Origin of the sequence: Sesame phyllody phytoplasma, assembly GCF_018390775.2 — a bacterium.
GTDB lineage: Bacteria > Bacillota_I > Bacilli_A > Acholeplasmatales > Acholeplasmataceae > Phytoplasma > Phytoplasma australasiaticum.
This window is the reverse complement of record NZ_JAHBAJ020000001.1, coordinates 21,736-48,151: the sequence shown is the minus strand read 5'-3', so window position 1 is coordinate 48,151 and position 26,416 is coordinate 21,736. Positions and strand designations below refer to the sequence as shown.

General features: G+C 21.3%; 20 protein-coding genes and 1 tRNA gene. 10 read left to right on the top strand and 11 right to left on the bottom strand.

Translation table 11 applies throughout. The features are described from left to right. Positions 1–175: 175 nt before the first annotated feature. Positions 176–961 carry a YitT family protein gene (locus tag KHD59_RS00195; RefSeq protein WP_193622181.1) on the bottom strand — a complete coding sequence of 262 codons (786 nt, stop codon included), beginning with the start codon at positions 959–961 and terminating at the stop codon, positions 176–178. 1,095 nt (positions 962–2,056) lie between these two features. Here KHD59_RS00195 and KHD59_RS00190 point away from each other — a divergent pair. Beyond that, a complete protein-coding gene (locus KHD59_RS00190) occupies positions 2,057–3,718 on the top strand; it encodes a DEAD/DEAH box helicase (RefSeq protein ID WP_213680284.1) in 1,662 nt (553 codons plus the stop codon). A 169-nt stretch (positions 3,719–3,887) separates the two neighbouring features. Here KHD59_RS00190 and KHD59_RS00185 read toward each other — a convergent pair whose 3' ends face one another. The 3 genes from KHD59_RS00185 to KHD59_RS00175 form a co-directional block, all read right to left on the bottom strand. After that, positions 3,888–7,175, bottom strand: coding sequence for an ATP-binding protein (locus KHD59_RS00185; RefSeq protein ID WP_213680283.1), 3,288 nt, complete (start codon positions 7,173–7,175; stop codon positions 3,888–3,890). A gap of 1 nt (position 7,176) precedes the next feature. Next, positions 7,177–7,791, bottom strand: coding sequence for a DUF4194 domain-containing protein (locus tag KHD59_RS00180; protein WP_213680282.1), 615 nt, complete (start codon positions 7,789–7,791; stop codon positions 7,177–7,179). Between the two features lie 100 nt (positions 7,792–7,891). After that, positions 7,892–8,674 (bottom strand): HAD-IIB family hydrolase, encoded by a 783-nt coding sequence (locus tag KHD59_RS00175; RefSeq protein WP_213680281.1) that lies wholly within the window; start codon positions 8,672–8,674, stop codon positions 7,892–7,894. 666 nt (positions 8,675–9,340) lie between these two features. Between KHD59_RS00175 and KHD59_RS00170 the strand changes: the two genes are divergently transcribed. Next, entirely contained in the window at positions 9,341–10,744 is a 1,404-nt protein-coding gene (locus KHD59_RS00170; RefSeq protein WP_193622115.1) for a 2-hydroxycarboxylate transporter family protein, read from the top strand. Between the two features lie 161 nt (positions 10,745–10,905). Here the strand turns inward: KHD59_RS00170 and KHD59_RS00165 are convergent, their stop codons facing one another. Further along, positions 10,906–11,157: a hypothetical protein gene (locus KHD59_RS00165; RefSeq protein WP_004995295.1), complete on the bottom strand. Its 252-nt coding sequence runs from the start codon at positions 11,155–11,157 to the stop codon at positions 10,906–10,908. A gap of 147 nt (positions 11,158–11,304) precedes the next feature. On the opposite strand from KHD59_RS00165, the gene plsY reads away from it, so the two are divergent. Beyond that, entirely contained in the window at positions 11,305–11,919 is a 615-nt protein-coding gene (gene plsY, locus KHD59_RS00160; RefSeq protein ID WP_213680280.1) for a glycerol-3-phosphate 1-O-acyltransferase PlsY, read from the top strand. A gap of 41 nt (positions 11,920–11,960) precedes the next feature. Here the strand turns inward: plsY and priA are convergent, their stop codons facing one another. The 6 genes from priA to KHD59_RS00130 all read right to left on the bottom strand — a co-directional run bounded on the left by priA (position 11,961) and on the right by KHD59_RS00130 (position 19,768). Continuing rightward, positions 11,961–14,183, bottom strand: a complete 2,223-nt coding sequence (priA, locus tag KHD59_RS00155; RefSeq protein WP_213680279.1) for a replication restart helicase PriA — start codon at positions 14,181–14,183, stop codon at positions 11,961–11,963. 74 nt (positions 14,184–14,257) lie between these two features. Then, a complete protein-coding gene (gene rbfA, locus KHD59_RS00150; protein WP_213680278.1) occupies positions 14,258–14,608 on the bottom strand; it encodes a 30S ribosome-binding factor RbfA in 351 nt (116 codons plus the stop codon). Continuing rightward, complete coding sequence (gene infB, locus KHD59_RS00145) at positions 14,601–16,406, bottom strand: translation initiation factor IF-2 (protein WP_004995286.1); 1,806 nt, start codon at positions 16,404–16,406, stop codon at positions 14,601–14,603. The genes rbfA and infB overlap by 8 nt, the downstream gene beginning before the upstream one ends. Before the next feature lie 204 nt (positions 16,407–16,610). Continuing rightward, positions 16,611–17,666: a transcription termination factor NusA gene (gene nusA / locus KHD59_RS00140; RefSeq protein WP_004995285.1), complete on the bottom strand. Its 1,056-nt coding sequence runs from the start codon at positions 17,664–17,666 to the stop codon at positions 16,611–16,613. Positions 17,667–17,952: 286 nt separating this feature from the next. Next, a tRNA-Leu gene (locus tag KHD59_RS00135) sits at positions 17,953–18,039 on the bottom strand. A 43-nt stretch (positions 18,040–18,082) separates the two neighbouring features. Further along, entirely contained in the window at positions 18,083–19,768 is a 1,686-nt protein-coding gene (locus KHD59_RS00130; RefSeq protein ID WP_193622158.1) for a DAK2 domain-containing protein, read from the bottom strand. Between the two features lie 735 nt (positions 19,769–20,503). On the opposite strand from KHD59_RS00130, the gene KHD59_RS00125 reads away from it, so the two are divergent. The 7 genes from KHD59_RS00125 (at position 20,504) to KHD59_RS00095 (ending at position 26,309) form a co-directional block, all read left to right on the top strand. Then, a complete protein-coding gene (locus tag KHD59_RS00125) occupies positions 20,504–21,415 on the top strand; it encodes a tyrosine-type recombinase/integrase (RefSeq protein ID WP_193622147.1) in 912 nt (303 codons plus the stop codon). Between the two features lie 40 nt (positions 21,416–21,455). Beyond that, the gene (gene dut / locus KHD59_RS00120) at positions 21,456–21,905 is read left to right on the top strand and encodes a dUTP diphosphatase (RefSeq protein ID WP_193622148.1); all 450 of its coding nucleotides are present in this window, start codon (positions 21,456–21,458) and stop codon (positions 21,903–21,905) included. A gap of 187 nt (positions 21,906–22,092) precedes the next feature. Continuing rightward, positions 22,093–22,866 carry a 30S ribosomal protein S2 gene (gene rpsB, locus KHD59_RS00115; RefSeq protein WP_213680277.1) on the top strand — a complete coding sequence of 258 codons (774 nt, stop codon included), beginning with the start codon at positions 22,093–22,095 and terminating at the stop codon, positions 22,864–22,866. A gap of 130 nt (positions 22,867–22,996) precedes the next feature. Beyond that, complete coding sequence (gene tsf, locus KHD59_RS00110; RefSeq protein ID WP_213680276.1) at positions 22,997–23,689, top strand: translation elongation factor Ts; 693 nt, start codon at positions 22,997–22,999, stop codon at positions 23,687–23,689. Between the two features lie 156 nt (positions 23,690–23,845). Beyond that, the gene (gene pyrH / locus KHD59_RS00105; protein ID WP_004995266.1) at positions 23,846–24,559 is read left to right on the top strand and encodes a UMP kinase; all 714 of its coding nucleotides are present in this window, start codon (positions 23,846–23,848) and stop codon (positions 24,557–24,559) included. Position 24,560: 1 nt separating this feature from the next. Next, a complete protein-coding gene (locus KHD59_RS00100; protein ID WP_238120191.1) occupies positions 24,561–25,124 on the top strand; it encodes a ribosome-recycling factor in 564 nt (187 codons plus the stop codon). A gap of 27 nt (positions 25,125–25,151) precedes the next feature. Then, positions 25,152–26,309, top strand: coding sequence for a phosphatidate cytidylyltransferase (locus KHD59_RS00095; protein ID WP_051049965.1), 1,158 nt, complete (start codon positions 25,152–25,154; stop codon positions 26,307–26,309). Positions 26,310–26,416 lie beyond the last annotated feature (107 nt).

Here is a 26,416-nt window from a genome sequence, read left to right as displayed (position 1 = left end):
AATTAAAATTACTACTATATTATAAATCTTTTTTTATTATTTGCAAATCTATTTAAATAGTATATTCTTAAAAAAATAAAAATACTTTACAAAAATTATTTCTAACGAAATATTAACTAACAATCATAATTTAATAAATAATTAATATGATGACATTTAACATAAATTTTTTTTATTATTGAAATAAAGAAATTAAATTAACCACCAATATTAAAATTACAAAAGAAAAAAAATATTTAGTAATAATAAAATTTCTCATATATTTATAACGTAATAAATCTATCCAAAAAGAAATAAATATAATAATTCCATCTATAAAAAACAAAATATAACGCAAATTAAAATTAAATTTTTGATTTAATAGTAAAAATATAATATCAGTGCCACCAGTAGAAGAACCACTAGAAAAAATTAAACCACAACCAATCCCTATACATAAACTTATAATTAAAGAAATAATTGAAAGTTTTAAAACATGATTTTTTTTAATACAAACAGGAAATAAATTGATAAAAAAACTTTTATTTATAGAACATTTAGACAAAAATTTAATAGACCAAGTAAACACTAAATTAAATAAAATAGTAGTAAATAAAAAAAAGAAAGTATTAGGTAACCAAAAACCGCATAAAAACATAATAATTAAACGAGAAATTATAATACCTAAAGGATTGCTAAAAAAATAATTTTGTTTATTTTCCGAACGATTGTAAAAAAAAACTTTATCTAAAAAAAGTAAATTACTTTCTAAACCGCCGACTATAAATTCTTCAGATAAAATAAAAAAATAAACACTAAAAATCAATAATAACAAGCCCAATATAATTTTCAAAATTAAATATATATATAAAAAAAACATATCTTTTAACATCGATTTATAAAAAAAAGATAAACATAACATAATCAAACTAAAAATACATAAACTAACAATAATTTGTATAAATTTACTATTTTTTTTCATTTAAATATATTCAAAACCTACCTTTCTTTTACGTAAATTAATAATTAGATTACTAAAATTATTCGTATTATGGCCAAAATAATTAAACCATAAATCAATATTCTATTTTTTTATCAAGATACTAAAAAACGAATAAATAAATACAAAAGTGACTAATATTAAAAAATATTAGTCACTAAAATGCCTATTTTATTGAAAATTAAATAAAATATATAAAAATAAATTTAATTTTACAATTTATCATCAAAAATATATAAGAATAATAAAAAATGTATTATTTTTAAAAAATAAATTAATTCAATGCATAGCGTAAAATTAAAAATATACTTATATAAAAATCTAAAATAAAATATATTTAACACAAATTAATCGTATCCGATTAAAAAAAATTATTATCAAATAATATTGAAAATAATTCCTTTTTAACTAGTAACATAAAGCTATATTAATTTCAAAGCTACTTTTTATCGTAACTTAAAAAAAAAAAAAATGCAAATATTATAAATAAATGATACTAAAAAACATTAAATCAGTTTTAAATATAATTTAATTATTTTCCTTATAATTTTAAAAGTTCTTTATAATTTTAAAAATAATTAAAAATAACCTTAAAATAATGCAAAATAAACAGTTCATATTATTAAAAAATATTTAAAGAATATATTAAGAAAAATAATAAATCATTATTGTTTATAAAATTACAATTAGAAAATTTAAATTTTTAAATTATAATGTGCAACACAATTATAAATTGTACGTCTGATTTTTATCGATATTTATTCATAAAATTTATTAATTTATATATTTTAAAAATAATTGTTAATATGTTTATAGATTTATAAATTTTTAATATATTAATCAATTATCGAAAACCATAAATTATTTTAAATAATAAAAAAATCTCATACTTTACATTATTTAAAATAATTTAACATAAATAGAATTAATTCCTAGCTAAAATAAAATATTAATATTTTATTAATCAATATTTTAAATCATTTTTATTAATTATAATTAATCTATAAAGACAAATAAATGTTAATAATAAATAGAAATATATAATGTTAACATAAATCAAAAAGGATTGCTTTTTTTATGTTACTGAACAAAATACAAAAACAGCTTACTGATAAAATTATTAAAGTTTTTGATAACCAACAAACTACTTTACTTGTAGCTCCAACAGGCTCAGGAAAAACAATTATGTTTTCTTTTATTTTAAAACATTTTTTTCAAATAAAGTCAATCGAAAAAGCTTGTGTGTTAGTTCATAGAGACGAATTAATGCAACAAAATAAAAAAGCTTTTGAAACTATTAATCCAAATATTACAACATGTTATTTTAATGCAAAAATTAAAAAATGGGATTCTCAAGTAATTTTTGCCATGGTACAAACTTTAGCTAAAAATCTTCCTGAAAATCCTAATATAGATATGTTAATAATAGACGAAGCACATCATTCTGCAGCAAATACTTATAAAATAATTATTGATCATTTTTTGAAATACAATCCTAGTTGTAAAATTCTTGGTGTAACAGCTACTCCTATAAGAGGTGATAAAAAAAAATTAAAAGAAATTTTTCCAGAAATTACAGCCCAAATTACAATCAAAGAATTAATTAAAGCAGGGTTATTAGTGAAACCAGAAGTGTTTATTAGAGATGTCGGTATTAAAGAAAAAATATATAATTTATATCAAAAAAATCAAGAATATGATTTAAATAAAGTGGCAGCAATTATAAATACAACTGTTATTAATTCAGAAGTAATTTCTTATTGGAAAAAATATGCTCAAAATCGTCAAACTGTAATTTTTTGCGCCAATATTAAACATGCTTACGATATTACAGAAACATTTCAAAAAGCCGGAATTAAGGCTCAATTAATTACAGGACATTATAACATCGAAAAACGAAACATTATCTTAAAAAATTTTGATAAAGAAAAAATTCAAGTTATTATCAACGTTAATGTGCTAACAGAAGGATGGGATTGTCAAATTGTTTCCTGTGTAGTGTTGTTACGCCCAAGTTCTTTTAAATCTACCATCGAACAAATGATTGGTCGTGGTTTAAGACTTGTTAACCATACAAAATATCCTCATATTACCAAAAAAGATTGTATTGTATTAGATTTTGGTACATCTATCCAAAATAATCCTAATTTATTCGAATATTTATCTCCATATGATTCCAAAAAGAAAAAAAAATTAACTCAACAGAATTCCAATAATATATCATTAAATACAAGAGAACCAAAAACAATACAGTTCACTAAAGATATTAAAATGAAAAAATATGATATATTAAAAAATTCAAATTTTGAATGGTATGATCTCACAAACAAAGGAAAGCATTATATAGCAGGGTTTCATGCTTGGGCTTATATAACTAATTATAAAGATTTTTATATAGCTATAGGAGGAAAAAAAGAACCAAAAACAGCTAAATGTTTATTTAAAGGAAATGAAGATAATTGTTTTGCTATCGCTAATGATTGGTTAAATTTACACGAAAACGATAAATCGTCTTATAAAACTCAATACTGGAATAAACATCATTATACACCAAAACAACATGATTATTTATTACGTTTATTAAAATTAAGACAAAAAAACCAAAAAATTAACCTCTCTATCTTATGTAATCAAGAAAAAATAAAAAATATGAACAAATACCAAATGTCTAAAATAATAACTTTTCTCATTAAATATAACGAAATTAAAAAAATAATATTCAAAATCATAAAACCTTAAAATTAATACTAAACTTATAATTGTAATTAAATATAAACTAAAAATTAAAAAAATATAAATTAATTGATTTTAGAAAATGAAAAAATAACCTATTAATAATAAATAAGATATCAAATCGTAAAAATTACTAAAAATTTTAACAAATTATTCATTTTAAAAAAATAAAAACCTAAAAATTCAATACATTTCTTGTAAAATTTTCGACAACCACATGATTATTATCTTTAATAATAATCAAATTAGTTTGTACATAAGGAGAAATATCTACAATTCTTTGCGGCGGAATAGCCATAATAAATTGAATCTTTAAAGAATTAAAAAAACACATCATACCTTCTATTCTGGCTTCATCCATATTATTAAAAGCTTCATCAAACAAAACTAAACAACCTTGATTATTTTGTGAACTAGTTATCAATTGTTCAAAACAAATAGACATAATAATATAAAAAGGTACTTGAGTCTCTCCTCCAGATTTTTCACGAAAAATTTTTGAAAACAAAGAATAATTATTATTAATATCTTTAATTTGAATATCATAAGTCATATAGTTACGGTAATCTAAAAAAGATTCTGCTATATCCTCATAACCTTCCTCAAAAGAAATTATTTTATCAAATAATTCTTCTAATAAAGTATTTTCGCACATTAATCCTCTTTCTAATAACTCATTCTGAGATTCATTATTTTCATAACTAGAAATCACATCATAATACTTTTTATAATCAGGGTCATTAGAAGGTTTAATAAGTATTTGATAACTATCATTACCAAAAGGTCTATCATTTAATAATTTATTTAATTTGTGAATTTGTTGTTTAGTATTATCTATACTTTCTTTTAGTTTATTAATAAACTCTTCTTTAAAAATTATTTCTGTTTTATGAGTTAATTCTTTAGCTTCTTGTTCATAAGATGATAAATTTTGAGAATTAATAGAATGATATTCTTGGTAAAAATATTCCAAATTTTCTAATTTAGCTTCAATATGAGAAATGTTATATGTTTTTAAATAAAGCTGCATTTTATTTATTAACTCTATTTGTTGAGTTAATTTTTGTTGTTCTATATTTTTTAAATAATCATTAACTTTACTTAAAATTAATTCGTAATTATCGTTATATTTTTGACAATAATTGTATAAATGTATATTAATTTTATCTTCTATAGCAGGAGAATTAATTTTATTCTTGAAAATATCTAATTTTTGATTTAATTCTGATAAAGTAACTCTTACCTTTATATTTTCAGATTCATAATGATGCAAATTATTCTTTAATTCCGCCATTTTAAATAAAATTTGTTCTAACTGTTCATTATTATTTTTCTTTTGTTCCATCAAAGAAACTAAATTATCTTCTACACATTGAAATCTTAAATCGGATTTTAATTCATTTATTTGTTTATAAATTTTTTTTATTTTATCTTTAATAGAAAATAATTCCGAATATAAATTAAAATTATCAGAACTTAAAATATTAGCTAATTGACTTTTATTCAATAAATTAAGAATTTCTTGATATTTAGATAATTCACTTTTATGTTTGAATATCAAAGATTTAGATTTTTGAATTTCCGACAAAAACAAATTTTCACGCATCTTAATAGAATTATTACCGATATATGGGAATTGATAAAGTTTTGGATTAATTTTTCTTAAAGTATATTGGCTATACACTAAACAATCAGGAGTAATAGCTGTTTTGTGTTTTTTTAAATTTAAAGAATCTAACTCGCATATAATATTAGATAAAAGTAAACGGATATATTTCAAAGCGTTTTGATTACTAGAAGATATTTTAGTAGATAAACTATTAGCATTATCTTTTATTAAAGGTATTTGTGCTACATTAACTAATCCTATGTCATAAAAATTATTATCTAAAGATTGCGGTAAATTTCTATATATTTTTAATGCCTGATCAAAATAATTTTCTTCTATTAACAAATTAAATTTTCTATTTCCCAAAAAACCTTCTATAGCATTTCTCCATAAATTATCATTAATATCTATTAATTCGCATAAAGGATAAATAAATACTGACAAATTATAAAAATCACTTAATTTTTCATTTAAAATTTCAATTAATTTCTGTATGTGCCTAGGATAAACAGATCTAACAGAAGAAAGAACACGACAATCATTTTCTTTTTCGGAAATTTTTTTCTGTAAATCTAAAATAATTTTATTAAAATCATTTTTTTGTATATTAAAATTAATTATTTCTTTTGATATAAACACAGATAGCTTCTCCAAAATAATCTTTAATCTCGGTAAACTTAATTTCGTTTCAGAAAACTCTAAGTTCAAAAAATTACTTATAAAATTAATACTATCTTTATCGATTTCAAATAAAAATAAATCTTGTAACTGTTTTAAATTTGTTAATTCTTGATTAATCTGACTTTGAAATAAATTAATTTTGTTATTTAAGTTTTTTTCAATATTTTGATAAAATACTAAATCTTTTTGCAAATTATTTAAAAATAAATTTTTATCATTAGATTTTAAAACTGCTAATTCATTATTTAAATTTTCTATAGTTAAATTAATTTTTTCTTTCTTAAATAATAATTTTTTTAAACTTAATTCATCCGCTTCTTTCTTAGACTGATAATAATTAAAATAAAAATGATTTTTTTTAATTTGTATCTGATATAAAAGGCATTGATAAATTTGAATTTGGTCTTTTAAATGAATAAATTTTTTATCAGCATCTATAATATTAGTTAAATGAAATAATTTATTTTTTTCAAATTCTATTTGAAGTTCTAATTTTTTTAATTGTTTAAAACTATTTTTTAAACTAGAAATATTTACAGGATTAGGCTCTAATAAAAATTCAAAAACAAAATTTTGTAAATTAAGTGGTTTAAAAGCTAAAGCTTTAGGTAACATTTGAATATATTTAGTCATATTAATGTTTAAATAATTACTTATAGCGTTTTGATATTGCTTTTTAGTATCAAAAAAATTAAAATTAGGAACATATTGGCGTAAAAAAAGAAGAAGTTGTTTTTGTGTTTTTGGTTGATTATCTTCTACACACATACCATTAATAAATTGAATATTTTCTATAAAATAAAATTTTTCTTTTAAATTACTACTACGAGAAAGTTCTAAAACGCATCCGAAAATACTATATTTTTTATTAACATTATCATAAAATTCTAATAAAATATGTGTAATTACATCTTGATCTCTTAAAAATTCTTTATTTTCAGCTCCGATTTTACAACGCATATAACTTTCCAAAGAACGTTTAGCATTAACATTTGCTGCTATGTTAAATTTTACATGATTGCGTTCTCCTATTAAAACATATTGCAAAGCATCTAACAAAGTGGATTTACCAGAACCATTTTCCCCAGAAACCAAAGTATTAGACTCAATATCAATAATCTGAAAAGAAAAAAAATGCCAATTAACTAATTGTATTTTTGTTAATTTTTTCATTTTAATTAGTCACATTCGTAGTAAATAATTCTTGGTAATATTGCAGCATACCTAAATTAATTAAATATAAAATAGTAGGATAAATGCGGATAATTAAATCATTAGGTAGATAATGATTATAATCAGAAAAATCAATAATGTTATACTGTTTAAACAAAAGTAAAGAATTTTTTATTTTTTCTTTTGTTAGTTTATGCATCTCGGTATATCCAATACTTTTTAATTCAAGATAAATATCTTGTAAATAAATTTCCACTTTATGATTTAAAGGCACTAATTCTTTCTTTTTTTGGAATAAAATCCTAAACAAAAATAACAATAAACTTTCTTCTTTTTTAATTCTTAATTTATTTAATTGTTGAACATTTTTAATAAAAATAACTTCATCATGTTTTTGAATTTCTAATTCAAAATCTATTAATTTTAAAAAAGAAATAAACATTTCTTGATGCAATAAAATAAATCTATAATCATTTAAATCAGAATTTTTTTGAGAAGTTAAATAATTAACTTGAAACAATTTATTAACAATACGAGAAAAAATCTCTTTTTCTTTTTCTTTCAAGACTTTAAATTTTTGAGAAAATATTTGCAACTCTTGTGTTTTTTGATCCATAATCCCTTTTTCCTAAAAAACTTTTTCATTAAAAATCTAAAATATAAACTTTATTAAACGTTATAAATTTAAATAAATAAAATGAATTTTCTATTAAAATTTATATAAGTATATTTTTTTGAAAAAAATCATATAATTGATCTGAATCGATATGTGGAGCTATAAATTTAGCTACTTCTTTAGTGCGAGGATATAAACTATTACCCATAGCTATACCAATATCTGCATAAGATAACATTTCAACATCATTACTACCATCTCCTATACAAATTAATTGATAATCAGGATATTTGGATTTAACTTTAGAAATACCATAATATTTATTTACATAATTAACAGTTAAATCTACATGATTTTGCCAAAAACATACATTTAAAAAATTTAAATTATTCATAAAATTTCTAATTTTTTTAACATCCGAACCTAAAGCAACCATAAAATATATCTTAGACATAAATTTTAAATCATAAACCAAATCATAATTTAATTCTTTTTGATAATAATTAACCAAAGATAAATCAGATAAATTAGGATTATACAAAATTACTTCTTTATCAACATTAACACCGGCTAATAAAATATTAAAAGATTTAATTTTATTAACAAAACACTCAATATATTCCCGAGGAATAGGATTTTCATCAATAATACCATCAATTTTAGATATAGTTACAGCGCCATTCATAATTACAAAATATTGGAAACAAGATATTAAATCTCCTAGAACGTTTAAATTACGATAATTCCTACCCGTAGCAATCCCTAAAATAATATCAGGTTTATTTGCCAAGTCTAAAATTAATTTTTTTGTTTGTGGCAAAATTATTTTTTTATCGTTATGATAAAGAGTTTGATCTATATCAAAAAAATATATTCTTTTCATCTCATATTATCGTCCTAATTCTTGTTTTTATAATCACTAAAAATAAAAATTTACTAAAAATAAATAAAATTTAAAACAAAATCGTTGCGTTGTATCAAGCATTTAAAATAATCCAAAATTATAATAAATACATACTAATATAACAATATAAAAAAATTTTAAATTACTTAAATATAAGTTATTTTATAAAATTTTGATAATAATATAAAAAATAAAATCTAAAAATTGTTATATTATTTGTAATTTTAAAAAAACAGAGTAAGATTATTTTAACAAAATTATAAAAAAAACTCATCTAAATATGTCTGTTTAGATAATTACAAAACAAAAAATTTTAAATTTTTTTTAATTTATTTATGCTAAAATAGATTTATGTTGGAGATATTTCGGGAATAAAAATTCCTATAAAATAATCTAAACATTAAAACTATTCGCAATTCCATGAATTTCATTTACATATAGAAATTTTTCATTTTTAAAATAAAATATTTATTTGCAAATAAAATTGCTTTCTTGATAGCCGCTAAACATTATAATAAAATATTAAGCGAAATGCTAAAATAAATTAATAAAATATTAAATTTTAACAAGATATTTTTTTAAAATAAAAAATTAAATTTTGAAACTAGAAATATCTGTTAAAAACGAAAGGGGTATATCCTAAAAATGTCCAATAATCAAATAAAAAAAGACAAAAACAATAAAATATTTGGTTTTAAACCTATTTTTTTTGTAACATTACTTTGTGTATTAGGATTAAACATTTTTTGCATCCACAAATATCCAGACAAAATTAATAAATTTTATCATCCTTTGTTAACTCCTTTATTTTTAATAACTATGTTAGGAATTACTTTAAGTTATATAGGGTCAAAAGTACCTGTTTTAAATAAATTAGGTTTAGGATTTTTACTTTGTATATTCATACCGTCTTATTTAGTTTTTAAAGGTTGGATACCGAGACAACTAGCTGAAAATATAGATAAAGGATTCTTTAATAAACCTAATCAAAATTTCGGAATAGGTATTAATTTTTCGCAATTTTTTATCACCATTGTTATAGCAGGAAGTCTTTTAAGTGTAGATCGTAACTTATTAAGAAGATCTTTAATAAAATTCGTACCTTTAACAATTTTTAGTGTTTTCGTATGCGGTTTCGCTATTGGAGGATTAGGATATTTATTAAATTATAAATGTCCAAGCATATTTGCAAGTCGTAGTCAAGGTTCTATATGGGATGTAATATTTTTTGTATTTGTTCCTTTAACCAATGGAGGTACTAATTTAGGAATTAATGGTTTTGCTAATGGTATTTATCAAGAAGCTTTTAAAACTGAAGCTTCAACTATTAGAACTGCTATCTTAGGACCTTTAGTTTTAGCCCGTACACTAAGTATTTTTATAGCAGGATTACTCTACATCATTTTTGATAAAAGCAAATACAGTGGAAAAGGAAAATTAGAAAAATCTTCTACTCAATTAGATCAAATAAATCAAACAAAAACTACTAAAAATAGTGGCATAATAGATTTTAAAACAATAGGCATGGGATGGTTAATTATTTTTGCACTTTATTCAATAGGTAGCATGATAAATCAATTATTATTCGGTAAAATGGATCCTATGGTTTACATGATTATCTTATTATTGTTGATTAAAATATTTAACTTAATGTCTCAAGAAAATCAAAATGCTGTTACTCAATCTGGAAAATTTATGACAGAAAATTTCACAAGCGCTGTATTAGTGGGTTTAGGATTAACTACAAATTTTGAACAATTAAAATCAACAATTTCAAATCCAAGTGTTTTAATAATTGTATGCGCATCTTTATTAATAGCTACCTTGATTACATTCTTAATAGCGCCAAAATTAGGTTTTTATCCTTTAGAAACAGCTCTAACATCAGGAATTTCTTCTTACAGCATTGGTGGAGCAGGCAATGTAGGAGTTATGACAATATCTCATAGAATGAATTTATTACCTTTTGCTATGATAGCTACCAGATTAACAGGACCTTTAGTATATGTCATCGCAAATATAGCTTTCCGTAGTATATATATGGCATAAAATTCATTTTTATAAAAAATAAAAATTATTTTTTAGTTTAAATTTAAATTTAAAATTAATAAAGATCAACAATATATTAAAAGTTGATCTTTATTTTTTTCTTCTATTAAATTCCCTAAATTACACTTAATGATTTATGTTAAAATTTATTGATTTTTATTTCAAACAATAACAACATAAATAGCATATATTACACAAAAAAATGCAACAATATTTTTAACAAAGATACGAAAACACAAACGACACCATTTAAAAAATTGTTTTTTAAAATTAAACATATTATTACATAAGTTATAATAAATAAAATAAAAAGTAAAAAATATTAAATGCAACGAAGTAATTAAAATAAATAATTTTTTTTTTCTTTCGAAACATGTTTTTATAATTTGCAGTATTAAATATTTTTTTAACATAAAAAAGATCATAACCTATTCTTACAAAATTATTTAAATTTAATTAAGTAGTTTTATATTTTTTAATCAAAATTAATATTATATATAACAAAATTAAAAAATGAATAATTTTATTTAACAAATACAAAAGGAGAATTGCAATTATATATGTTTTACTTATTAACCAATATTATAATCTGTATAATCTGTTATCTTATAGGCTCTATTCCTTTCGGTTTATTAATAGGTTTTTACCATAACAGAAAAATCAATTTATTAGGTTCTAAAAATATTGGGGCATCCAATGTTACAAGAATTTTAGGTTTTAAATACGGTTTATTAACTTTTTTATTAGATTTTATGAAGGGATTTTTGCCTGTTTTTATTTTTAAAAATTATAATTTAAGTTTATTTCCCAAAGAAAAAACAATAATATTAGGGGTGTGTGCTATTTTAGGGCATATGTTTTCTATTTTTAATCATTTCCAAGGAGGAAAAGCTATAGCAACTTCTGTTGGAGTAATTGCAGGGATTCATTTTTGGAGTGGGATTTTAGGTATTATGATTTTTGCAATCTTAGTCAAATTAACCGGTTACGCTTCTTTAGCTTCTTTAATTGCTACAATTATTACTAATATTAATTTATATATAACGAAAACAAATTTATATAACTCTATAATGATGGCAATTATAACTGTTTTAATTTTCATAAAACATAAAAAAAATATTATTAATCTATACCAAGGTACAGAGAATAAATTTAATATTAAAAATAAAAAATAAATTTTAAATTAACAACAAATAATATATAAAATAACAAAAAATCAAAAAAACGTCACAATATCACGATCTGTTAAAGTATCAAAACGATCAAATATAATACGAGTATTTTTATCAAAATAATATTTTTTTAAAAAATCCAAATTTAAAGGCCAATTTTTATATTTTAAAGTTAAAAAAACACGATAAAAAATTTTTTTCTTTATAATTTGAAAAGAACGTTTAGCTATAGAAGGGCCTAAAACAATAGCTATATCAATTGACAAATTATTCTGCAAAATAATCTTAATTTTATTAGCTATATCTTGAACTTTAACAATACTTGGATGCATAATTAAAATTTTACTTATCAAACCGAAAGGAGGATAATCACTAATCTGACGTTCTTGTAAGATTGTTTCATAAAAAAATTCAAAATTATTATTTACAATAGAATCTAAAATATAATGATTAATATTATAAGTTTGTATTATAATACGAGATTTTTTAGGCATATTATATATTAATTGTACTAAAAATTGAAAAGCTTTTTCTGAAGCTGTAAAATGATTTATATTTAATAATTCATCGAATAAAACAATTCCTAATAAACTCATCGGCCAAGAAATACTATTCTTAATTATCATTTTAGTACCTAAACAAATATCTATTTTATTATTATTCAAATTAGATATAATATTTTCATACTCTTTCATATTTAACTTTCGAATGTTATCCGAATCTATACAATAAATACGAGATTCAGGTATCTTTTGTTTTAAAAAATTTTCAACAGATAAAATACCCGAAAACATACTAGAAATAGTTTTTTGTTCGCACAAAGAACAATATTCAAGAAATTTTTCTTTGTGACCACAAAAAGAACATTTTAATATTTTCAAATCAATATAATAATGTAAAATACAACTACAATTAGAGCATTTAGGAATATAACCACAATGTAAACACAAAACCAAACGTGAAAAACCTTTAATATTAATGAATAATAAACTTTTTAATTTTGATTTAATATTTTCCATTAATAATTCAGTTAAAGTCGAAGATAAAGGGGATAAACTCCCTTCTTTTAATTCTTCTTTCATATCAATTAATTGAATATCATATTTATTTTCATTATTTTGTAAATTTAACCAAATATATTCGCCTAGTATTTTAGCTCGATAATAACTTGTTAATGATGGAGATAAACTAGATAAAAGCAATGGTATTCGATTATAATTAGCTCTTACTTGAGCTAATTCTCTAACATCATAATAAGGCATTTTTATTTTTTCAATAAAAGATTCATGATGCTCATCATCTATTATAATAATCCCTAAATTTATAAAAGGAGTAAAAATAGCAATATTATTGCCTATAATCAAATCTGCATTTAATTGTTGTAATTTAGAATTTTTAAAATTATTCTTAATACGGCCATGATTAACGAATATCGTAATATCAGGAAATTGTATTTTAATCTTTCTAACTAAATGTTCAATTAAAATGATTTCAGGCACCAAAATAAGAATTTGTTTTTTGTTAATTAAATTTTCTTGAATTAATTTATAATATATTTTTAATTTATCAGACTCTAAAGAATAAATTAATAAATAATTTTTATATTGATCTAGTACAAATTTATTAAAAATATTTTGTTGCTGTATGGTTAAAGAAATTTTTAACATTTCTTTTTTCTCTGTGTTACTGGTTTGATCATTTAAATTAAAAAAATTATTTTCTATTATTTCTTGAGAAACTAAAGATTTAATATTATCATAAGACAATTGAGAAAGTTCTTTTTTTGGGACAATAGACATTTCAATAATTTTTTCTTTTTTTAATTTTCTTAAAAGGGAAATCTTAAAATTATTTTTAACGTTTAACAAAAAATTTTTTTCGATTAAATACTGTTTTAATTCTAATGGCACCAAATCAGATTTTAAAATAGAAATTTTACGAACATAAGAAGTTAATAAATCTTTAGGCAAAACTGTTCTATAAACAGAAATTTTGGAATTGAAAGGGACTTTAAACAATTCATCCATTAATAAAAAAAATTCTTGATTTAGAAAAGGCACTAAATCAAGAACTTCTATTATTTCTTTATTAGCAAATATACTACTTTCTTTAATAGCAAGAACATAACCCAAACGAACAGTATCTTTGAAAGGAATAATAACTCTAGTACCTACTTGGACTAAATTTAACATATTTTTAGGAATTATATAATCAAAAGATGAAAAATAAGAATTCAAAGATAAATCTATTAAAATTTCAGCAATCATAAAAAGCCTCTAATAACTTAGAAAATTGAAATATAAATTTAAAAACATGTATATAAATATCTATTTAAAAACATTTAGTTATTTAATTTATTTAATAATTCTTCTATACGTTGTCCATGTAAAAGTTCATAATCATATTCAAATATTAAATCAGGAATATAACGAATTTTTTTCCTTATTTTGCCAGCTAAATCTTGACGAATAATTTTTTTATTTTTTTCTAAAGTATTCTTAGCTAAATTTAAAATTTCAGGTTTTTTTTCGATAATAGTATAAAAAATTTTAGCTATTGAACAATCTTTAGTAAGTTTAACGTCCGTAATACTAATAAAACCTATTTGTGAATTTTGAATCACTTTATTAACAATACTAACTAATTCTCTATGAATAATGCTTGACATTCTTTCTAAAATCAAATTACTCATTAACTATTTCCTCCATTCGAGATGCCTCTATTATATCATCCATACGGAAATCATTAAAATTATCAAATACAATACCACATTCACTATCTGTTTTAGCATGATCAATATTATTTTTTAAATGTTTTAAAGAAACAATTTTGCCTTGATAAATTATTTTTTGTTGACGTTTAACTTGAACAGAGGCGCCGTTATAAATAACACCATTAATAACTCGACAACCAGCTATATTATTTTTATCACTTCTATAAAAAACCTGAATAACAACAGCTTTACCTGTAAATTTAAGTTGAAAAATAGGCTTGGATAAAGTTTTTAATTTTTTCGCGATATCTTCCACTAAGCGATATAAAATTTGATAACTTCTAACTTCAACTTTTAGATTATCAGCTAATTTTATTATATTCTGATCCACTAAATTATTAAAATTAATTATAATAGCTTGAAAAGTACTAGCTAACATAATATCATTATCCGTTAAAGCTCCGGTAGCCGTTTTAATAAAATTAATTTTAACTCCATGAAAATCTAAGTTTTTTAATGATTCTGTTATAACCTCAATCATACCTTGAGTATCTGTTTTTAAAATAAAATTTAATATTGAATGAGATACATTTTCCTGTAATAATTCTTCCATAAAATTTTGTTCTAAATTTTTTTGCAATTCTTGGTGTTTTTTTTCTTGAGATTTTTGTTGTCTTATCTCGATAATTTGTTTCGCTATTTTTTCATTAGTAGCAACCATTAATAAATCTCCAGCTTGTGGAACTTGTTTAAAACCATAAATAACCACAGGTTGCGAAGGAAAACATTTTTGAATTTTTTCTTGAATGTCATTTTCTAAGGCTCTAACTTTACCATAAGCATGGCCAGCAACAACAATATCTCCAATTTTTAAAATACCTTGATTAATTATAACAGTAGCTGCGGAACCTTTATTCTTAATCAAACTAGCTTCTAATACAGTACCCAATACATTTTGTTGAGCCTTAATTATCCTTGGACGTTTATTATTTACTAACAAAATAGTTTCTAATAAATTATCAATACCTTTAGTTTTTAATGCAGATATTTCAATATAAAAAGTATCTCCACCCCATTCTTTAGGAATTAAATTATATTCAGATAATTCTGACATAATACGTTCTTTCTGGTTAGGGATTTTGTCTATTTTATTAAGAGCTATAATAATATCAACTTTCGCTTTTTGAGCATGTTTAACAGATTCTAAAGTTTGAGCTTTAACGCCATCATCACAAGCTACAACTAAAACGCAAATATCAGTAATTTGAGCTCCTCGACTGCGCATTTTTGTAAAAGCTTCATGACCCGGACTATCTATAAAAGTAATTTTTTTACCATTATAAACCACTTCATAAGCACCAATTTTTTGAGTAATCCCTCCCGCTTCTTGATCGACAACACGTGTTTTACGAATAACATCTAATAAAGTGGTTTTACCATGATCTACATGGCCCATTATTGTAACAATAGGAGAACGAGTTATTAAATCTTTCGTTGGTACTTGAGATATAAATTCTTCATTAACTATACAATCATCGATAATATTAATATTGAACTTTAAACCTAATAACTCAATTAAATCTCTTGTTAAACATTGATGCACTTTATTTTTTATCCCTAATTTTGTAAGCGCCCCTATTAAAAATTTTTCTGAAATTTTCCAAATTTCAGCCAATTCTTTAATAGTATGATTAGGATTATAAATATAATCACTTGTAAGTAAATTACCAGATTTATCACCTTGTTGATGATCTTCTTTTTTCTTTTTATTTTGCATATAATTATTTTTTCTCCTTTAGATATTTATATTTAACGAATTTTTATATATTAACCGTACATCTATAAGTTAATTATAAAAAAGATAAATTTTACTTTAAAATTAACAAGATAAATAACAGATATAAATTATAAAAATACTTTTTTAATATCAAATCTCAATAAAATCGGAATTAACAAAAAATTTTATCAAAAAATAAAAAGACTAACGTTCTTCATTAGTTTTAATTTCTATTTGCCATTTAGTAACCTGAATAGCTAATCTAAGATTTTGCCCTAATTTACCAATAGCTAAAGCGACTTGATCAGCTGCTACAAAAACCAAAGCATTTTTGTTATCAAAATCTAAATTTATTTGATCTACTTGAGCCGGTTTTAAAGCATTAATTATCAATTTTTCCGCATCTAAGCTCCATTTAAATAAATCTATTTTTTCACCTCTTAAAATATTTAAAATATTTTTAATTCTATGGCCTTGCGCACCAATACAAGCGCCAATAGGATCTACTTGTTTACTATTAGATAATAATCCAAGTTTAACTCGACTAGAAGGAATACGAGCAATAGCCATAATTTGAACAATACCATCTTTAATTTCCGGAATAAAATATTTAAATAATTCGATAATAAATTGATTATTAACACGACTAACTGAAATTTGAAGATGTTTAGGCGTAGTATTGTGAACCCCTGTAATTAAAACAAAAATCTTTTCACCGATATAAAAATTATCATTAGACATTAAATCTTTTTTAAATATAAAAGTCTTAAATTTTTTTTCTAATTCTAAAACAAAAAATTTTAATTTTTCTTCAATTACTTCAGCAATCATTAATTTATTTTCATATTTTTTAAAAAAATTAAAAATATTTTCTCTTTGAAATTTTAATAATTCTTCATTAAATTTATTTTTAAAATCCCGACTACCATAAAAATTAAAATCTTTTTTAGGATCCACTTCAATTTCTAAAATTTCACCTACCTCAACAGAAGGATTAATTTCTTTAGCTTTTTTTAAAGTAATACAATCTTGTTCTTTATTAACAGAAAAATCACATTTTTCATCGACAACTATATATTGTTTATACAAATTCATTTTATCATAATTCGGTTCAAAACAAACTCGACATTTTTTTAGTTTAAAAGTTTTTTTACAACCAGATATTAAAGCTTTCTCTAAAGCATTAACTACTTGATCGAAAGTTATTTCATATTCTTGTGCTATTTGTTCAATATGTTTTAAAAAATTTTTATTTTGCAAATAAATTACCTCTTCCCATAGAAATATAATTCAGATTATCAATTTTTTTATGATTTTAAAATTAAAAAAGTGGTTATTTAAAAAACCACTTTTAAAAAAACTAACTCAATGACATAATAATTAAAAATTATGTAAATTAAGTTAAGTTAATGAAAGTTAAATATTTAATTTTTATAATTTTTCAAAAATTATAATATAACGTAGTTTATCATATTAAATAAATTAAAAAACTAAAATATATATAAAATTTTAAATAAAATTTTTTAAAAAAATTAAAAAAATTAAATGGTACGGATAATGAGATTCGAACTCACAAGAGAAAATTTCTCACATGCCCCTCAAACATGCGCGTCTACCATTCCGCCATATCCGCATTAAAATATCTTTTTTAAGCAAAGATATTTTTTTTAATAAAATTAATTCTCAACTAAAATCAAATAATAATGCATATTATCATTGTTTTTGATTTTATTAATTTCTAAATCATTATAATTATTAAATAAAAATTTTTCCAAACCTATCAAAGAATCATGTTTCTCCAATTGTTGATCATAAAAAATAGTAATTAATTGAGTTGTTTTTGTAATCATTTTTTGTAATAATTCAATAATTAAAATTTCTAAATTATTATTTTTTTTAAAAAAAGTAGAATCTAAAAAAGCTTCAAAATCTGAAGAGAAATTTTCCAATAAATTAACATTTGGATTAAATAAAATTTTGCCTACTAGATTATTTTTAATGTTATCATTCATATGGGAGATATTTTCAGAATAAGATAACGTTTCATCAAAAGCAACAAGAGCATTATAACCTTGAGCTATATTACTAGTATTCATAATACTAATATTGAAGTTATTAAAATTTTTGATCAAATCACTATTAGCTAATATTTCTGGATTATTCGGGAATAAAATAACATCACTAATTTCTAATTTATTTAAAATTTTATTAAAATTGGTCCAAAAAAAGTCCCAAATAATTTCTCGTTGTTCAATAATAATAAGATAATCCACTTTAAAATCTTTTCGAAATATTTCGTTAATAGTTGCATTTGGAGTAGTTGCTATTAGAACATAATTTTTTTTTAAAATTGAATTATCATAAGAAAAATTTTGTTCTTGAAGAAAAATTTTATTTTGTTCCTTAATATTATCAATTTTAGATTTAATCAAAAAACCATATTTTAATAAATTAGTCAAAACTAAACCAGGTTTGTTAGTATGAATATGTATTTTCAATAATTTTTCATTTAATATAACTATTAAAGAATTACCGAATTTAATAAATTGTTTACGTAACTTAGATAAACTTAATTCATTAGACTGATATAACTGAACTACAAACTCGGTACAATAACAATAAGGAATTTTAGAACTACTTATATCAGATATTTCTGTCGCCTTATAATGATCAAAATCTTCTAAAATTTCTTTAGAAAGCAAAAAATCTTTATCAAATTCTTTTAAAGAAAGTTTCGAACCCTGACAACACAACAACATACCTTCAAAAAAATATATTAATCCAGCTGCTCCGCTATCTACAACATTGGATTCTTTTAAAATAGGTAATAGCTCAGGAGTTTTTTCTAAAGATTTTTTAGCATATTTAATGATTTGCTTTAATAATTCTTCAATATTATTAAAAAATTTCTGATCATTAATAGCTTCCAGAGAATCTCGTAAAACAGTTAAAATAGTACCTTCTACAGGAGAAAATATAGAATCATAAGCTTGTTGATAACCGCTAATTAAAGATTGAATAAATTCTTCTATATTAACAAAACTTTTCTTTAATTGAATTAATTTATTAGATAATCCACTAAAAAATTGAGATAAAATAACGCCTGAATTGCCTTTAGAACTCATAATTAAAGCATTAGCCAAAACACGAGAAACTTCGGTAATAGAATTTTCATTCAAATAATAAATATGACGAATACCTTCAGCCATAGTCATATACATATTAGTGCCTGTATCACCGTCAGGAACAGGAAAAACATTCAAATTATTTATTTTTTGACAATTTTTTTTTAAATTAATAGTGCCATTAATAACCATTTCTTTAAAAAGAAGACCATCTATAGTTTGTTCTGATATTGACATTATTCTAAAATCCTTTTTTTCTAAACATGATGAAAAAATAAAAAATCAGATTTTTTTAATTTACAAAAAACAATTATTTTTTTATAAAAGAATTTAAAGCTAAATTCAATAAATTTTATTATTTTTTTAAAACTTATAATGTAAATTAAAAAAATAATTATTTGTATTATTGGATTTAAACTTCAAAACACATTCGAATTACAAATTAAATTTTTGATTATATTTTTTCAAAAATAAAAAAAATAACTATGAATTTTTATAATTAAACCGCTTTTTTTCATCAATAATATAATAACTTTGATCCCAAAATCATAAATTTTAATAATAAAGTTAAAAATTTAAAATTTTTATTTTCCCAAAAATATAATAATATTTCGCATTTAAAATTATAAATATTAACAGTAATATATTACAATAAATATATTTTTTTGTCTAAAAATTATAAGATATCCACTTTATTATATATTAGAAAAAATAATTGATTAATATATATTTATATGTAAAAAACTTTAAAAATAATATTAAAATTATTAATAATGGTTTTAGAATAACTATAGAATAACTATTTTATTTAGATGATAAATTAGAAACATGAATATAACTTTTATTACTAATGAATTGTTTAAAATTAAAATTTTTTAGTTATTCCGATGTTTTATTATCAAAATCATTTAAAAAATTAATCTAAAAAAAGTTAAACAAATTATTAAACAAATTTAAAAGCGAGTAAGTTTAATGAATTTAAAGTTAATCAAAGATTTTCAAACATTTTTAAAAATTGAACGTAATTACTCTAAATCAACAATAATTAATTATACTTCTGACTTAAAAGAGTTTGTATTATTTTGTAATCAAAAAAAAATAGATTTCAATATTCATGAATTAAAAAATCCTATTTTATCTCGTCTATTTTTAGTACATTTAACTTCAAAAAAAAATAAAAATATAACTATTAAAAGAAAAATTTCTACTTTAAGAACTTTTTATAATTTTTTAAAAGATCAACACAATATCAAAAATAATATATTCAAATCATTGCCCAATATTAAAATAAACCATAAAATACCTAAAATTATTGAACCTAATAATATACAAAAATTATTAGATTCTATAAAAATAGACAATAATATAATAAATTACCGAAATTATTTAATAATAGATTTACTTTACAGCTGCGGTTTAAGAGCTCAAGAACTAGCTGACTTAACTATCAATAACATAAACCTTTCTGCTAACCAAATTTTAATTAATGGTAAGGGTTCTAAAGATAGATATATTCCTTTACATCAAAAACTTTCAAATATGTTAAAAAATTACATAATTAATATAAGACCTAAATTAACCCATAATAAAGAAATATTATTTTTAATTACAAATCAACATGGACATAAAATAACTACTAAAGGTATAAGTTTTATTATTAATAAAATATGTCTAAATAATAAATATAAAATTAAAATATCTCCGCATATGTTTCGTCATGCTTTCGCTACAATTTTATTAAATAATGGAGCAGATTTAAGAATAGTACAAGAACTATTAGGACATAACCATTTAAAAACAACTCAAATTTACACTTATATTTCTGATACCGATTTACAAAAAAAATTTATCCATTATCATAATAGAAATAAATTAAAAAAATAAAAAATTCATTAATTCCAAAAAGAAAGAGAAAAAATATAACATGTCAAATAAAAGTTTTTTTGAAGTCGTAAGTTATTATAAAAAAAATAATATTCAATTACCTCAAAGACAAACTCAATATAGTGCAGGATATGATCTAGCAGCTGCTATAGAAATAAATATTCCGCCACAACAAATAGCAATAATACCCACAGGCTTAAAAGTATTTTTACCTTCAAACCAAGTTTTACTCATTTATGCCAGATCTTCTTTATTTATTAAAAAAAAATTAATGTTGACTAATAATGTAGGAGTAATAGATAGTGACTATTATAATAACATCGAAAATGAAGGACATATTTTAATCCCATTATACAATTTTTCTAATCAAATAATTACTATTCATAAAAACGAAAGAATTGCTCAAGGAATATTACAAAATTTTTTACTTACTAAAAATGATAATAATGAAAACCAAATTCGAAAAAATGGCTTCGGTAGTACTCAATAATTTTTACTAAATATAATTGTCAAAATATATAAAATATGTTAAAATGTTAAGGTTAATAAAAAAATACGATTGGAAATTAGGGTAAAAATCAAAAAAATATAATAATACCCTTTTTAATTATGAAATTTTAATAAAAATAAAAAAAATTCCAAGATAAAAAAAAGGAGTAACTTAAAATAAAATAAATATGGGCAATGTAACAAATATTAAACAATTATTAGAAGCTGGTATACATTTTGGACATTCAGCAAAAAAAACACATTATAAAGCTAAAAAATATCTTTTTTGTTTAAAAAATGATGGCATTCCTACAGTAAGAAATAAAATTCATATTATAAATTTAAAAAAAACTGTAGAACATATTGAAATTGCTTATAAAAAAATTGTAGAAATAGTTGCTTCAGGTGGCAAAATTCTTTTTCTGGGTACTAAAAAACAAATACAAGATATCATAAAAACAGAAGCTCAAAGATCGCAACAATATTATGTCAATCAACGTTGGTTAGGTGGTATTTTTACAAATTTTAGCACTATCACCCAAAGAATTAGTTATTTATTAAATCTTTATAAAGAAGAAGAAGAAGGATTATGGGATTATTTAACTAAAAAAGAAATAGCTAAATTAACTAAAAAAAGAAATAAATTAGAAAAAATCTTGGGTGGTATTAAAAGTATGAATAAACTACCTCAGGCTATTATTATAATAGATACACAAAAAGATGCTATAGCTATTGCAGAAGCGAGAAAATTAAATATTACTATTTTTGGAATTATAGATAGTAATTGTGATCCAGATTTAGTAGATTATGTGATTCCCGCTAATAATGATGCTATTAAAGGAGTTAAATTAATAACTTCTATTTTAGCAAACGCTGCTTTAGAAGGCATAAAATTAACCAACAAGACAAATGAATCGGATAAATCATTCCTAATCCAACAAAATAATTTTATCTCTAATTAAAATAATATTTTTTAAAAAACAAAATTTAAGTTTAATATATTAAAAAAAATAATAAAAATAATTTTTTTAAAATTTTTAAAAATTATTATATATAAAAAATAAATAAAATAAAAGAGTTTGTTAAATAAATATGAAACCCGAAATGATAGAAAAAATTAAAAAATTAAGAGAAATTACTAATTTTAGTATATGCGACTGTGCAAAGGCTTTGACAAAAACTCAAGGCAATATAGAAGAAGCTATTGAATTATTAAATAAAGAAAAATATATAGAATATCCAGAAATATTTGATGAACCATTGACAGAAGGCGCAACCCATGTAGCTTGCAACAAAAACAAAGCTGTAATCTTTGAACTCAATATAAAAACAGATTTTGCAGCGCAAAATATACAATTTATAGAATTAATTACAACAATAGAAAAAATTTTATTACAAGTTCCCGATAATATTCGAAAATTAAATGATTTTTTAAATTATAATTTTCAAGGAAAAACAGTAAAACAAATAATAAGTCAAAAAATGACTATTTTTCAAGAACAAATCAGATTGAAACGTATACAAATTGTTTACAAAAAAACTGAAGAAAGTTTTGGTTACTATAAACATCAAAACGGTAAAATTTCAACTTTAATACATTTAACGAAACCTTGTAAAAATGTCGAAAAACATTTGCCTATTCATATTACAGAATCAAATCCAAAATCAAAAGAAATTTTATTACAACAAGAAATGTACAATAACTCTAAAATCAAAGTTCAAGAATATTTACAAAAAAATAATACAAATATTATTGTTTTTTACCGTTTCGCTTTAAATAATTAAAAAAAATCTATTTTAATGAAATAATTATTAATAAAATACTTAAAATATTTTATTTTATTAATTAAAAGATCATAAAATTAAAATTTTAAACAAAATATATTTAACAATTTATCAATTTATAAAAATATATAATTTTTATTAAAATGGAGAGCTATAATGTTAAGCAAAATTCTTTTAAAATTAAGTGGAGAAGCGTTAAAAGGAGAAAAAGTAACTATTGATCCACAAAAAGTAAAAGAAATTGCTAAAGAAATTAAAGAAATTAAAGAATTAGGTGTACAAATTGTTATCATTATTGGTGCAGGTAATATTTGGCGAGGAATCACTGGACAAACTCTAGGAATGAAAAGAGATCAATCAGATTATATGGGGATGTTGGGTACTATTGTGAACGCTTTAGCTTTACAAGATGCTTTAGAAAATTTAAATATTGAAACTCGTGTAATGACATCATTTCAAGTACTTGCAGTAGCTGAACCTTATATCAAAAAAAGAGCCGATCATCATTTAGATAAAAAACGTGTTATCATTTTAAGCGGGGGTATTGGAGTACCTTTTTTTTCTACAGATACTGCAGCCGCTTTAAGAGCCGCTGAATTAGGTATTAATATAATATTAATGGCTAAAAATAATGTTAAAGGAGTTTATACATCCGATCCTAAACATAATCAAAAAGCAATTTTTTTAGAAAAAATAGAACATAAAGAGATTATATCTCAAAGGCTAAATGTTATGGATATAACAGCTGTTTCTTTATGTTGGGAAAATAGAATAGATATTATAGTTTTTGATATGAATGAAAAGGGTAATATTAAAAAAGTAATTTTAGAAGAAAAAATAGGAACTTTAATCACTTCTAAGGAGAATTAAAATGCAAGATTATAATCAACAAATAGAAATTTTACTAAAAGAAATAAACGAGAAAATGAACTCTCAAATTAAAGTTATGAATGAAAAATTCAAATATATAAGAACCGGAACCGCTAATCCACAAATATTAGATAAAGTCTATATAGAATATTATAACCAAACACAACCTTTAAGACATTTTAGTTCTATTTATGTAGCCGAAGGTAATCAATTACATATTAAACCTTTTGATCCCAATTTAATCACAAATATTAAAACAGCTATTTTAAAATTAAACATAGGAATAAATCCTAAAGTTGAAAATAATATTATAAAATTGATTTTTCCAAAACCTTCCGAAGAACAACGTATTCAGTTAACATCTAAAATTAAACAAAACGCAGAAGAAGCTAAAATTGGTATCCGAAATATCAGAAGACAAACTAACGAAAAAATTAAAAAAATAAAACTTAATCAAGACTGGGAAACAACAATAATCAAACAAATACAAACAATTCACGATAAATTTATTAAATTAATAGATGAATTAACCAATCAAAAAAATAAAGAATTATTAAAATATTAACAAATATTTTATAAAATAAATATAAGTATGAATATCAAAAAAATACAAAAAAAAATATATGTAGGAATAACAATACTAATAATAACTATTGTATGGTTAAGTATTTTAATATATATAGATAAAAATCAAAAAACAGATTTATTAATTTATAATGGTATTTTATTCCTTATAACGTTTATTTATTTATCTTTTCGTGAAGTCATTAAAAAAATCAAAATCTCAAACCAAATAATAAAATTTAGCAATACCAAAAATATACTTAATTTATTATTTTTTTTTATCTTGAATATTGTTTATGGATTTTATTTAATAAAAATAATTTTAAAACATCTGTACCATCAACAAATTATTAAAATACAAAATCGTCCTATCTTGCATAATTATATTAAAAAAATTTTTTTCTTAAATAATCTAAATTTAAACAACATCCCCAATAATTCAATAATATTATTTATATTTTTAATGATCATTTGTTTTTTATATATTTATTTTATATATAAAAAAAAATTTAAAACAATTCAATTAAGTTATACATTAAATTATTTAATAATAATAAAAGGATTATATTATCTTATATCTAATATAAACAATTTTATAATGTTCAATATATCTTTATACATAAGTTTTTGTTATATATTTTTTTTTATACATAAAAATAATTATCTTTTATATAATGAATTATTTAAAAATATAGCTATTTTTATATACATTTTATTAGGAAGCATTTCTATATTTAGTTTAATGCTAATTAACCCAAAAATAATCTTATATTTATTTATTATTACTATTTCAAGCGATAGTTTTGCATTTTTAGGAGGAGTTTTTTGGGGTAAAACGCCATTGTGTTATCATATCAGTCCCAATAAAACTAAAGAAGGATTTTTGTGCGGAATATTATTCACTCTTATAATTATTAATACCTTTTTTAATGTTATGAATAAAATATCGTATTTTATAGTTTTCTCAATATTAACCATTATAAGTAGTATAATTTCTCAAATAGGGGACCTTATAGTTTCTAAATTTAAAAGAAATTTAAACATTAAAGATTTTAGCAACTTCATTCCAGAGCATGGAGGTTTATTAGATCGTTTTGATTCTATTCTATTTTTATCTATCTTTATAATATTAATAATAATAAGTCCTTGGTCACAATCAATCAACCAATTGTTCTATATGATTTAACAATAAAACACAGATATAAATCGAATAATTAAAAAAAATTTTTTAATATAAATCAAAAAATATTTAAATAAATATTCTATTTAAATATTTTCAAATATTATTAACTA